Raw genomic sequence first — 12,679 nt, forward strand, 5'->3', positions numbered from 1 at the left:
CAATCCCGGGCTGTCTTGCTTTTTTATGGAGTGCGAACTCACCTGATTTGTGCGTTAAGCAATATCCCAGATTGTACGGGAAACAACAGTTTGTGACAGACTCTTAAGTTGCAATTTATATCATATCGCGTAATTATCGTTCATAATTTATTAATGTTTCTTACGGGACGCGTAACATGGAATCACCTGCGGGTGAAAATGGCATTGATGTCACAACCTGGGCGGACAACGCCATCGAAGCCAGTGGCATGAAAAATACCGAGGTTGCCAGTCTTCTGTGTCTGACACCCGCATCAGTTTCGCGAATCCGCAAGGGAAAACAGGCACTCAGCGCAGAACACATGCTGTTGTTGTCCCGGGAACTAAAAGCACCCCTTCCCGGCGAAGCACCTCAGGAACCCGAGCAGGTTTCCAGGGGTCTGGACATGGATCTCTACCTGAAGGCCCTGGAGAGCGTGGTTGAACAGAACAATCGCAAACCGGAGCCCCAGCGCATGAACCAATTCGAAATTCTGGAGAGCGTTTTCTTCGTCTATGAGGCCCTCGTCAAATTGAAAAAATAAACAGTAAACGGTAAAAAAATCATGAGTGTGCAGGATTTTACAAAGGAACAACTTGAGTTCCTCGAACTGTTTGAAATAGCCGCCAGGTATGACTGTCTGTACCTGCTGGACTTTCACTGTTTCAACATGTTCAACCACGACCAAACCAGTCTGTTGACGGATGCGGAACGTGCCGAACTTGCCGTGGAAGCAAGAGGTGATATCTTTGCAGAAGCGATCCAGCGTGGTTTCCAGCCCAACCCGGGGCCGTTTGGACAGATCGATGAGCAACAATACCTTTGTTGAGCCACTTCCCCTTTCGAATGTGGAAAGCGGATTGGCCGGCGAGCGGGCGCAGTTCCTGCTCAACACATGGAAAGACAACAGCGGCGTCATGATCCGGGACAGCCGAATGACCAAGCTGAGTCCCTGGCTGCTCCTGACGTTGCCGTCAGCCGAGCCTGGAGACGTTCCCAAAATCACCTTCGCCGGCAACCAGACCACTTTCCGGCGGTTTTTTCCGCATGCGCTGGATTCAGAGGCGCAAAAACCGGCCACGAGCTTTCTGCCATCCGTCTATCGAAAAGGTGTTGCGGATGCCTACCAGACAGCGATCAGGGGAGAACCCTGGCTGGATATTCAAAGGACAGGCAATCGGCTTGGTGCCGGCGTTCCCGACATGACGTTGCAGCGATTGCTTGTCAGGTTCGAGACCCGTTCGGGGATTGTTCGAATATTCTGTCTGATGGAATTACTGGAAATCCACGAGCAACGCGATCTATCAGATCACACACGTCATCCACACTATTGCCCGCAAAAACCAGATTGGCATCCAGCGTACCAGGCAATGGTTCCGCCCATGTCAGAGCGTTGTGCGCGCATCGGGTGAAGCCGCATTCGCGCCAGAACCCGTCAAGAAACGTGTGGCCCTGAATCCATCCATAGTAGAAACCGGCTCCCCAGTCGTGAAGAGCCTCGATCTGGGCGAGTTGGTTCAATAGACCACCCAGCTTGTGTCTGCGCCAATCGCGGGCAACATACGTCCCCCCCAGATAGACAACGTCGCCGGTTATCCGCCGACCGACACGCGGCTGTTCTGCAGCCAGCTCAACCTTGCCGCCCACGGCATTCGGATAGCAGCGATGGAAATACTTGCGCCAGAAATCCGTGAGCGTCATGGGATATTCCATTTTGTCGAACCGGGCACAGACCCGCCCGACCAACCGTCCATCCTGATCGGTAAGAGCAAGCCAGAAGGCCTGGGAAGGCGTATAGGTATTGAGCGTCGGTGTGAAATGCCCTTCGAGCGGCGGAAAACCGCTGGAGGCAGCCATCGCCTCGACGACGTCGAAGTCGGACCCGCGGCGCAGTACCAGACCGAGATTCTGGAACTCACGATCAATCACGCCCCAAGCGCGCTTGACCTGCGCCTTGTCCAACTCAAAATCCAGTCTCTGCATAGACCATCCAGCCTGACCGGCGCCCGATTACGCCACCCGCAATGTCATGTTGCGCATTGCTCAACAACCACCACAATCGCATAGGTTGCAGCAGCGCTGAAGGATGGTATCAGAGTCGGGCCTGGAATTGACGCAGACGGCACGACGTTAAACAGGATTTTTTTGCCCTGACGCACATACAGAAAGTTTCGACAAACCGAATTTTTGCCTTCTCACCACATTTTCAAACCTTGTGGATCAACTTTCTGACCTGTATCTGCTCGCGGCACTACCCCAGAACATTCTTCGGAAAATAGAACGACACCGTCCAATTGGGCATGTCGACGATTTCCGAAATCCGCAGGTCTCCGCAGACAGAGCACAGCATATAAGCGTCGAGCGCGCTCATTCCGGTTCTGGACGAGACCCAGTCGACCATGCCCGAAACCGCGTCGCGGGCTGCCTGCATCAGGTCCTCGCCAATACCGGTCGTGACTTGGTATCCCATCGTGTCGAAATGCCTGGTTACCGGGCCATCCGTCTCAAATCTCGGAAAAGCGAAATTCGCGCCCTTGAGGAGATCCACCTTGATCGCAACATCCATGGGGCTTTCGATCGCCGTGCCGCAAATCTCGCCGTCTCCCTGCGCGGCATGGGTGTCCCCGAGCGACAGAAGCCCCCCCGCGACCTCGACAGGCAGATAAAGCGTTGTCCCGACCGTGTTGTCGCGAATGTCGAGATTGCCGCCGACGCGCCTGGGTGGAACAACTGAATGAAGACCAGGTTCAGCAACTGCGAGGCCGATCGTGCCGACAAAGGGCTTCAACGGAACCGCGCCACCTGGTCCATAGAGTGCGGGTTTCATCGCAACCGCGTCATATTTCCAGATATGCAGCGCCGGATCGGGAAACTGGTCCGTCAGCAACCCGAACCCGGGAATATTCGCGGTCCAGCCCCAGCCGGACGGCTTGAAGTCCAGAAAGGTGATTGCGACGGCATCCCCCGGTTCGGCACCTTCTACATAGATCGGACCGGTGACCGGATTGACCTTGTCGAAACTCAGATTGCCCAGGTCCGCCACTGTCGAAGTTTGGTTGAACTGCCCCCCGGAACTGTCAATCGTCTCGACTTCAATTGTTTCGCCTGGCGTAACGGTCAGGATCGGCTCGATCGAATTGTCCCAGCCGAAATGATGCGCATGTTTGTGGATCGTGTGATTGCAAGCCACGTCTTTCTCCTAGTGTCTTTGCCGGACGAACAGCGTCTCGATTTCCCGGTTTCCCATGATACCAGTCGGACGGAGCGCCATAGTCAAGACAATCACGGCTCCCAGCGCGATACCCGATAGTCCGAGCGCTTCCGGCAGATCAATGCCCAGAAATACAGGCCCCGTTTCCAGATATCGGACCCCTTCAAGCCCGAAGGAAATCAGGAAGGTGCCGAGGACGGCGCCGGTGACGGTTCGCATCCCCCCCAGGATCAGCATCGCAAGGGTCAGGAAAACGTGGTTGAAGTAGAAGGGCCGGGCCGAAATTGTCCCGAGAAAGTAGGCGTAACAGATCCCCGCGACGGCCAGGATAACGGCCCCCAGCACCCAGGCGATCAGGCGAAGTCTGTAGATCTGGACACCCATTGCGGCAGCGCCGACCTCATCGTCCGCACTCGCCCTGAGCTGAATGCCCCAACGGCTCTCCCTGAACAGTCGGCAGACAATCACCACCAGGATCGCTATCGCAATCACCGAGGTCAGATCGAAAACCTGCGGAATGCCGAAGAATGCCTGGTTACCTTTGAAGATATCGGTTCGATAAAGAAAGATGGCGTGAATGATAACGAGAATAGCCAGCGTGACGATTGTCGCGCCGATGCTGGTGAGCCGGACAATCAGCATGCCAAGCAGAAAGGCAAGCACAGCCGTGATCACGACGGCAATCAGCGCGGACAGCACCGGGTCGAGCGAAAACTGCGCCAGGCCCCAGGGAGCATCGGGCAGCGAGATCTTCTTGATGTTTTCCGGCGTAACGCAGAGCGCGGCTGCATAAGCACCTATTCCCATGAAGGCGCTATGCGACAGGTTGGTGATCCGCGCGTTGCCCATGAAGACCTGAAGCCCCAGCACCACGATCAGGTTGACATAGGCCGAGTAAACCAGCCGAACCTGATAACGCGAACCGAAATAGGTGGTCAGCAAACCGATCACGACAAGGACAAGGGCGAGCAAGGCAGCGCCGACTAGTCCGGACTTCTGACTTGAACTCAACCGGATCACAACTTGTCTCCCTTCTCAACGGCAGGAGACAGGATTCCGTCGGGTCGCCAGATCAGGATCATCGCAACGATCATGAATACAAACGCATCTGTCATGCCTCCAAGGCTCTGCGGCAGCATGACAAGCATGGCAACTTCCACAGCTCCAAGAAGGAAACCACCGAGAACAGCTCCGGGAAGACTGCCAAATCCGCCCACAACACAGGCGACGAAGGCCTTCAGGACCGGTTCAAAACCCAGATGCGGATCGACGCTGCCGCGCCGCGCCATAATGAAGATACAGGCAAGACCCGCCAGCAGGCCGGAAATCAGGAAGGCAATGGCGAAGACCCTGTTGGCCCGGATACCCGTCAGCCGCACCATTTCGAAATCGAGCGATGCCGCACGCACCGCGAGCCCAAGCACCGTTCGTCTCAAAAACAGCATCAGGGCAATAATGACGATGATGGTCGTCAGAGTTTCGAAGACCTGAAGCGACGCCAGGCGGATACCCGCGATCTCGATCGACCAGTCGAGAAAATACAGAGATGTCACAGCTATCGGCCGGGGCGACACGAACAGCAAAAAGAGGTTTTGCAGCACGATGGAAACCCCGAAGGCAGTCAAAAGGCCCGTTGTCGGATCCGCCTTTCGCACAGGTCGGAAAGCAACTCTTTCCAGCGTCAACGAAGCCAGCATCGCCGCCAGCACGGCCCCGGCCATGACAATCATCGGATTGCCGATGGCAAGCGAGGCAAAGGCGACCATCGTGTATCCGCCGACTGCGATGATCTCGCCATGAGCGAAATTCACCAGTCCCATGATCGAGAACACGATGGCAAGGCCAAGCGCAAGAAGCGCATATTCCGCGCCGAAACTGAGCGCATTCAATACCTGCTGGACTATGTATTCCATTTCAGGCAACCCCCGTCAGCTCTGCCATCAGCTTGTCGCTCTTGCCCAGGTCATCGGCCGTTCCGTGTGCGACGATCCGGCCGGAACTCATGAGATAGGCGTAATCCGCAAGCTTGAGCGCCTGCGTCGCATTCTGTTCGACCAAAAGGATCGTCATGCCCCGGGCTTTCAGGTCGGCGATCAGATCGAATATCTGCCGCACAATCTTGGGCGCCAGACCCAGGCTCGGTTCATCCAGCAATAGTATCTTCGGGCGTGCCATAAGGGCACGCGCGATCGCAAGCATTTGCTGCTCACCGCCGGACAGTGTTCCGGCGGACTGGTCCCGGCGCTCTGCAAGGATCGGAAACAGAGAAAACCAGTGGTCGGTATCTTTTGCCTTCTCCGCTGCATCCTTCTGCAGGGCTGCACCGAGCGTGAGATTTTCCAGAACAGTGAGATTGGAAAAGATGCGCCGCCCCTCCGGAGAAACGGCAATTCCGGCGGCTATGCGGGCTTCCACGCTTTCGCGTGAAAGATCCCGTCCCTCGAAACGAATGAGGCCGGTCGAGCGGGCGATCCCGGTAATCGCCGAGATAGTCGATGTCTTTCCGGCACCGTTCGGTCCCAGAAGCGAGATGCACTTGCCCTTTTCAACTTCAAGGGAAATGCCATGGACCGCTTCAATCGGACCATGAAAGACGTGTAGATCCTGGATGGTGAGCATCAGATAGGTCCTGCGGCGCGGCCCGTTGAAAGGGCCGCGCCGGAGTTATCAGTTCCAGTCGGTCGGAACATTGGCGGGAATTTCATTGGTCACAAGAACGCGCTTTCCATCCTTGTAGCCGATCACCGGAATGGTGCGCTGAGCATAGGTCTTCGTATCCTTGAACGAGATCGAGTCGACGGTCAGAACCGGCAGGCTGTCGGCGGAACGGATTGCATCGGCGACCGCTGCCGGATCGGTGCTGCCCGCGGTCTCGACACCGAATTTGACCGCCATGATTGTGTCCGCACCCGTTGCCGGGAAGAGGCCGTTCACTTCATGGCCCATTTCCTTGCATTCCTTCATGAAATTCACGACCGCGCTGTCCTCTTGAGAAGGCGCCAGCGTTGCAAAGAAAACCTTGTCAAGAAGACTCGGGTCGTCGGAGCCGATCGCATCCAAAGACGGATCATCAAATCCGTCGGACCCGACCACCCAGGCATCGATACCCGCACTGCGCAGCTGGCGGACAAGAACTCCGACATCCGGCATGATCGACGAGATGTAGACAGCATCCGGTTGAGGATCGAGTGCCTTGATTTCCGCGATCTGCGGCGACCAGTCAGACGTTCCGAAGCTGAAATTCAGCTTGGCAAGAACCTTGCCGCCGTTCTCCTCGATCACTTCGCCGAACCAGAGCGGTGTGCGCGCGGACCATGATCCGCCTTCATCCGATGTGAACAGGACAACGTTCTTCACACCCTGTTTCAGGGCGTGATTGGCGGCCGCCGTGGCGGTAAACGGATCAGGTGAAACGCCGGTAAAGAAGTTGTCCACTATGCCGGCATGCATTTCCACCTGCGTGGACTGGGGCTGGAAGATCGACACACCATATCCGGCCGCGACCTGCGCGACCGGGATCATCGTGTCTGAAAACGGGATCGTTCCGAGCATGACGACACCATCGTCCAGAAACTTCTGGGCGAGAGAAATGGCGGTCTGCGTGTCCGAACCTGTGTCCTGGACGAACAGTTCGATCGGCATGCCATTGATGCCGCCCTCCGCATTGATTTTCTCCGCCATGCAACGCGCACCCTGGAATTCCGAATAAGGCGCGTAGTCGCCGGTCATTGGTACTGCCAGGCCTATCTTGACCGTGTCGGCGGCGAATGCCGGCGCGGCCGCAAAGGCGAGCCCGGCGAGAGTAAGTCCGATTTTTTTCACTGTCCCTCTCCTGTTATTGCGCCGCCTCAGGCGGCATTTGAATGGTCCTCGCCCAGATAGGCATCAATTACGTCTTGATTTGTTGTTATGTCCCGGGGCGTTCCCTCAGCGATCACGGCTCCCATGTTCAGGACCGTTATCCTGTCGCAAAGCGTCATGATGAATTTCAGGTCGTGATCGATGACCAGTGTTGCGCAGCCAAAGCGCGTCTTGACCCATTCAAGACCTGCGGCCAGCTCCGCGGTTTCCTGCTCGTTCATGCCCGCGGCCGGTTCGTCAAGCATCAGAACCTTCGGGTTGAGTGCGAGCGCGCGCACGATTTCCAACCGCCGCAAATGTCCATATGACAGCGCGTTTGCAGGCATTGCCAGCTTGCCTGCAAGATCGAAACGTTCGATCGCTTCTGAAATGGCCGGACTGTCTGCATGTCCTTCGGACTGCGCCGTGATCTGTGCGACTTCGATATTCTGTCCAACGGAGAGGTTCTCGAAGATCCGCAGGTTCTGGAATGTGCGGGCAATGCCTTTTCGTGTGCGATCCGCAGATCCCTGCCCGTTCAGGAGTTCACCATCCAGGAACAAGGTGCCGCTCGTTTGTGTCAGCAACCCGGAAATGAGATTGATCACCGTGGTCTTGCCGGCACCGTTCGGGCCGATCAAACCACGAACCTCGCCCGCGGCCACTTCGAAGCTGACATGGCTGACAGCCCGCACACCACCGAACTGCTTCGAGATGTCTTCCAGAACCAGCATCAGTAGACCTCCTCGTAGGCGGCGCATTTCTGACCGGTATCCATTTCCTCAAGGAAAGCGGCTTCCGCCTTCTTGTGCGAGACGTAGACTTCGGCAAACAACGGATCGAACCAGCCGGCGACGGTCCTGTTTGCGGCAAAGCGATCCAGTGCCTCATCCAACGTCTTTGGCAAGCGCACGAAACCCTTCGCCGCCAGATCACCTTCGTCCAGAAGTGACAGGTCCTCTTCAGTAACCTTTGGCGCGGCGAGCTTTTCCTCAATCCCCTGGCATCCGGCATGAACGATCGCGGCCAGTGCAAGATGTGGTGAGGCTGCCGCATCGGCCGCGCGGTATTCGATGTTGAATTGGCGGGCTATCCCTTCAGGATCCTTCGCGGTCACCGGACAGATGCGCAAGCTGGCCTCACGGTCCCGCAATCCGAGATTGTTGAAGGCGGCACTCCAGCGGTGCGGCGTCAGTCTTTCATAGGAAATCACCGACGGCGCGGTCAAAGCCAGAATGCTTTCAAGATATTTCAGCACCCCAGCCGAAAAGGCTGCCGTCAGCGCAGACATGCCGTGCTCACCTGCCGCATCGTAGGTGATCGGTCCCGCCTCTCCCAGAAAACTCATGTGAATATGGACGCCATTGCCGACACTTGCGACGTCCCGGATAGGTGTGAAAGTGGCGCATTGGTCGACCCTTCGCGCCGTCATCCGGGTCAACTCGCGCGTGATGACCGCCGCGTCTGCTGCTCTCACACCCACTTCCGGTGCTATTGTGACCTCGAACTGGTCCGGTCCATATTCGCAGATGAAGCTGTCGGGCTTCAGGCCTGCTTTTTCAAGTGCCGCCATCAAGGCTTCCCCGAACCGCGCATGTTCCGAATGCCCCTGGAGACCGAAGCCCTGGTGGACCAGTGTAGCCCCCCTGGCAAACTGGAATTCATGTTCGAAGGACGCCTGCAGGCGCGCACCGGTGAGCGTGTTCAAACGTGTCAGCGCCTGCCGCAGGATCGACCGGGTACAAAATCCCCAGGGCGCGCCCTCGAGCGTTCGGATATCGCCCAGCATGAAGTGTTCCCTGGGAGACCCGTCCTCAAAATCGACGGCAACTTCCGCCGACTGATCGGGAACCAGTGCGAGGTCACCGAACGATCCGAACGGACTGTCGGCAATCGTGTCGAAACACGTGATCTGGACATTGGTCGGCACCCATCCCATGCCACTTTCAAGCCGCTTTTGCAGCTGGTCCGCAGGAAAGGCCTTGCCGCGTGTCTTGCCTGAAAGATCGGACAAAGCGGCAAATATCATGGGTTTAGCTATCATTCCCGAGTTCTTGCCTCCCGTGTGCCAGTGCTTCCCACGAAGACACGCGCCTGCTGTGCTTTTTCCAGTCCGTCTCCGCGACCCTCGTCATGATTGCTTCCATGAGCGTGAAACCGGCGGCGTAACTGTCCCAGACAGTGCCGCTCTCCACCGGAACCGCGAGTGTTTCGCTTGCGTGGGCAACCGATGGCGACATCCACTTGTCCGTCAGAACGACAACATTGGCTTTCCGTTCATTCGCCGCCAGGTTCGCCAGATCATCGATCGATTTCTGGTAGCGGCGGAAATCGACTACGAACAGAACATCCTTGCCACGCATTCTCAACAAGTTGTCGGGCCAGGTTTCCGGATCGGACTCCATATGAAACACGTCATCACGCAGCCGCTTCAGATGGCGGCTCAGATGCTGCGCCACCAGATCGCTCACCCTTCCGCCAAGTACGAAGACGCGGCGGTTAGGATCACTCACGAGGCTGCAGACCCGCTCGAACTGCGCGTCCGTTATGGTATTTGACATCTCGTCCATCAGCGCGCTCGCACGCCTGGTGAAATCTCCCAGAAAAGATCCGTCGACCTCTCTCTCCTCCACCATCAGCTCGATTGGAGACCTTTGACTGGCCTTGAGTTCCTGGATCAATTTTCTCTGGAAGTCCTGATACCCCTGAAAGCCGAGCTTCGACACGAACCTCGAGATCGACGGCGAGGAAACACCGGTCCGGTCGGCAAGGACCTGGATCGGCTCCAGCCCTGCGAACGGGTAGTCCGAGAGAAGCGTGGTCGACAGCTTTCGCTCAGTCCCTGTCAGGGCTTGAGACGTTTCGGTAATCAGATCACGAATTGTTCCGTGCGACATCATGCCTTTCAGAGTGTGCTTATAAAAATTTCTTGTCAAGTTTTCACATTTGTGCCGATATGAAAAAAAATTATCAGACGTCTCTGGAGGTCTGCATGCTCAAGGAAGCAGCATATTCCGCGGAAAATCTAGGCAGAAACCTGCTTGGAAACGACGATCCGGATCCGGTGCTCTGCACCAGGCGAAAAGAGAGTGCGGAAGTGGTTCTTGTCTGCGAACACGCTGGCCGGGCCATTCCCGCATCTCTCGGAACGCTTGGTCTTTCCCAGGCGGAGCTGGATCGCCATATCGCCTGGGACATTGGAGCGCTTGCCGTCGCCGAGCGGGTCGCCGAAAATCTCGGCGCCGACCTCATTCAACAAAGCTATTCAAGGCTGGTCTATGACTGCAACCGCCCATTCGAATCGCCGGATGCGATACCTGAAGTCAGCGAAGACGTTGCCGTTCCAGGAAATCAGAGCCTGAGCGATGCGGAACGGATGGATCGCAGGCGATCCATTTTCGAACCCTATGACGCCGCATTGACATGTCTTTTGGAAGCGACCCCGAAACGGGCCGCCTTTTCAATCCATTCCTTCACACCCGTCTATCTCGGCATGCACAGGCCCTGGCACCTTGGGCTGTTGTCCCGCAAGGATACGCGCAGCGCCGAGATCATCGCGGAAACGATCCGCCATCGCGACAACAGGTTGCTGGTCGGCATGAATGTCCCCTACATGATCGAGGAAGACGGCGACTGGTTCATACCGCACCACGCGGAAGCGCGTGGACTGGCACATTGCCTGGTCGAGATCCGCAATGATCTTGTCGACACACCCGAAGGGCAAAAAATCTGGGCAGACCACCTGACGGCTGCCTTTCTTGAGGTTCTGGAGCAGACAAAATGACATTGACACGCGAAGTTCCCCTCGTTCCGGAGCAATCCGCACTCTTGTTCATCGACGTCCAGAACTTTGCCGCCCATCGAAAGGGTGCTGAATTCACCGACCTTTCCGATGCGGAATTCGAAGACAAATACGGCTGGTTCTTTTCGCAAATGCAGAGCCGGGTCGTGCCCAACATGCAGAGGCTCCAGGCCGCCTGCCGGAACAATGGCGTCGAAGTCCTCTATACGACCATCGAGAGCCTGACCAAAGACGGCCGCGACCGCAGCCTTGATTACAAGATTACGGGATTCAACGTCCCCAAGGGTTCGTGGGACGGCAAGATGATTGACGAACTGACCCCCGGTGACGACGAAATCGTCTTTCCGAAATCTTCCTCATCGGTGTTCGTATCGACCCACATTCACTATGTGCTCGGCAATCTGGGTGTCAAGCAGCTGGTCATCAGCGGCATCATCACAGATCAATGCGTTGAAAGCGCCATCCGCGACGCTTGTGACCTCGGGTACCTCGTCACCCAGGTCACCGACGCCTGCCTCACCTATTCACAGGAACGCCACGACCACTCGTTGAGAACCATCAAGGGCTACTGCAGGCAAGTCACAACTGATGAGTTGATCTCGGAACTCGGTCGCTAGGGACATCAGCAAAGAAAGATGCCGTCATGCAAGTTTCCGGCATCTGAGATCTGATCGCAGAAACCCAAAACACTCATTTTTGCCAATTGAAATGCCGAACTTCGAGCCGGATACTGAGACGCGCGCAACTTTCGATCAAATGCGCTGAAAGGTGACAGGAATCACGACTTCATGGCCGCACCTGATTTAATGCGGGCCGGTCTTGTATTCGAGGAACTTGAAGATGCCACTCACCAATCCACAATTTCGCGACAACGCGCGAATTCGCGACGCTGCGGAAAACGCGCCCCCGATGCGAAGAGGCGAACGCAATACCGAGGCAGTCCGAATTCTTCAAAACGCATTGATCGCCGTGAATGCGGCGACGATGCGCCGATCCATTCGCCCCGATGGAACGCTGGACGGAGACTATGGCGGTGAGACCGTTGCAGGCGTCGCCAGGTTCCAGGCAATGGCAGGTCAGGCCGAAGAAGGCCGTCAGGGCGACGGTGTTGCCGGACGCCTCACGTGGCGGGCCCTTGACGAACGCGCGCCACACGAGCCTGTGCCTGTCAGCGTAACCGCCGCACCGAATGTGACCCCCAGGGCAGAAACGACGGAAACCTTGGGCCCCGGCGCCATTCGCCCGCCAACGGCGGCTGTTCTGTTGCGCGAATACCGCCGGTTCAGGGAGGTCAACGGGATGCCGTGCGGTCAGGATATCACCAACCAGTGCGCGATACGCATGAGCGTCGCGTTGATGCGCTCCGATATCGGTTTTCACTTCGACCGGACACGTATCCGCTACACCCACAGCGCCTCCAACCGGCGTTGCGGGACAGGTGCCGCCCACAATGCGAGCGCATCCCGACTGATTGACTATCTGCGGGGTATCTGGACCTTTCAGCGCTATTCCAAGGCCGGCTCCAACGCCATGACGGCGGACCAGATCCAGCGCGCCATTAGCGGCCGGCCGGGCATCATCTATTTTGAGGACTGTTTCGAACGCTCCGACGGATCTGCCGGCGATCATATTGATTTTTGGGATGGTTCCCGGGTTATGAATGATCGGCTGAATTACAACGGTCCCGGCGAACGGGAAGCCGGAGAAGGCCCCTCAAGCGACAGGTGGTTCCGCAATATCAGAAGGGAACTCCTGTTTCTCGCCATATCGGCCTAGAGCCTGAACCGATGAAGCCGCAGGAACCACA

Annotated in this window: 14 protein-coding genes; 5 read left to right on the forward strand and 9 right to left on the reverse strand. The window is 56.9% G+C overall.

Annotation, left to right across the window (positions count from 1 at the left end):
* The first annotated feature begins 176 nt into the window (after positions 1-176).
* Both ACO6TI_RS25865 and ACO6TI_RS25870 read left to right on the forward strand, forming a co-directional pair.
* Positions 177-563: a helix-turn-helix domain-containing protein gene (locus tag ACO6TI_RS25865; RefSeq protein WP_104704060.1), complete on the forward strand. Its 387-nt coding sequence runs from the start codon at positions 177-179 to the stop codon at positions 561-563.
* A gap of 21 nt (positions 564-584) precedes the next feature.
* On the forward strand, positions 585-848 hold the full coding sequence (locus ACO6TI_RS25870; RefSeq protein WP_029063193.1) for a hypothetical protein: 264 nt from the start codon (positions 585-587) through the stop codon (positions 846-848).
* A 395-nt stretch (positions 849-1,243) separates the two neighbouring features.
* Here ACO6TI_RS25870 and ACO6TI_RS25875 read toward each other — a convergent pair whose 3' ends face one another.
* From ACO6TI_RS25875 to ACO6TI_RS25915, 9 genes are all read right to left on the reverse strand, one after another.
* The gene (locus ACO6TI_RS25875; protein ID WP_104704061.1) at positions 1,244-2,002 is read right to left on the reverse strand and encodes a hypothetical protein; all 759 of its coding nucleotides are present in this window, start codon (positions 2,000-2,002) and stop codon (positions 1,244-1,246) included.
* Between the two features lie 268 nt (positions 2,003-2,270).
* Positions 2,271-3,209, reverse strand: coding sequence for an acetamidase/formamidase family protein (locus ACO6TI_RS25880; protein WP_108873753.1), 939 nt, complete (start codon positions 3,207-3,209; stop codon positions 2,271-2,273).
* 9 nt (positions 3,210-3,218) lie between these two features.
* Entirely contained in the window at positions 3,219-4,250 is a 1,032-nt protein-coding gene (locus ACO6TI_RS25885) for a branched-chain amino acid ABC transporter permease (RefSeq protein WP_209003726.1), read from the reverse strand.
* The gene (locus tag ACO6TI_RS25890; protein ID WP_055116768.1) at positions 4,247-5,143 is read right to left on the reverse strand and encodes a branched-chain amino acid ABC transporter permease; all 897 of its coding nucleotides are present in this window, start codon (positions 5,141-5,143) and stop codon (positions 4,247-4,249) included. Before ACO6TI_RS25890 ends, ACO6TI_RS25885 begins: the two co-directional genes overlap by 4 nt.
* 1 nt (position 5,144) lies before the next feature.
* Positions 5,145-5,849 (reverse strand): ABC transporter ATP-binding protein, encoded by a 705-nt coding sequence (locus tag ACO6TI_RS25895; RefSeq protein ID WP_104704063.1) that lies wholly within the window; start codon positions 5,847-5,849, stop codon positions 5,145-5,147.
* A gap of 48 nt (positions 5,850-5,897) precedes the next feature.
* Entirely contained in the window at positions 5,898-7,052 is a 1,155-nt protein-coding gene (locus tag ACO6TI_RS25900) for an ABC transporter substrate-binding protein (RefSeq protein ID WP_055116772.1), read from the reverse strand.
* Between the two features lie 26 nt (positions 7,053-7,078).
* Entirely contained in the window at positions 7,079-7,804 is a 726-nt protein-coding gene (locus ACO6TI_RS25905; RefSeq protein ID WP_055116774.1) for an ABC transporter ATP-binding protein, read from the reverse strand.
* A complete protein-coding gene (locus ACO6TI_RS25910; RefSeq protein ID WP_422383650.1) occupies positions 7,804-9,114 on the reverse strand; it encodes a glutamine synthetase in 1,311 nt (436 codons plus the stop codon). The genes ACO6TI_RS25905 and ACO6TI_RS25910 overlap by 1 nt, the downstream gene beginning before the upstream one ends.
* The gene (locus ACO6TI_RS25915) at positions 9,104-9,967 is read right to left on the reverse strand and encodes a MurR/RpiR family transcriptional regulator (RefSeq protein ID WP_104704133.1); all 864 of its coding nucleotides are present in this window, start codon (positions 9,965-9,967) and stop codon (positions 9,104-9,106) included. Before ACO6TI_RS25915 ends, ACO6TI_RS25910 begins: the two co-directional genes overlap by 11 nt.
* Positions 9,968-10,062: 95 nt before the next feature.
* On the opposite strand from ACO6TI_RS25915, the gene ACO6TI_RS25920 reads away from it, so the two are divergent.
* The 3 genes from ACO6TI_RS25920 (at position 10,063) to ACO6TI_RS25930 (ending at position 12,648) form a co-directional block, all read left to right on the forward strand.
* On the forward strand, positions 10,063-10,854 hold the full coding sequence (locus ACO6TI_RS25920; RefSeq protein WP_422383651.1) for an N-formylglutamate amidohydrolase: 792 nt from the start codon (positions 10,063-10,065) through the stop codon (positions 10,852-10,854).
* A complete protein-coding gene (locus ACO6TI_RS25925; RefSeq protein WP_108873750.1) occupies positions 10,851-11,489 on the forward strand; it encodes an isochorismatase family cysteine hydrolase in 639 nt (212 codons plus the stop codon). Before ACO6TI_RS25920 ends, ACO6TI_RS25925 begins: the two co-directional genes overlap by 4 nt.
* 223 nt (positions 11,490-11,712) lie before the next feature.
* Positions 11,713-12,648, forward strand: a complete 936-nt coding sequence (locus ACO6TI_RS25930) for a T6SS effector amidase Tae4 family protein (protein WP_055116782.1) — start codon at positions 11,713-11,715, stop codon at positions 12,646-12,648.
* The last annotated feature ends 31 nt before the right edge of the window (positions 12,649-12,679 follow it).

Origin of the sequence: Roseibium album, assembly GCF_965233825.1 — a bacterium.
In the GTDB taxonomy this organism is placed as follows: domain Bacteria; phylum Pseudomonadota; class Alphaproteobacteria; order Rhizobiales; family Stappiaceae; genus Roseibium; species Roseibium album.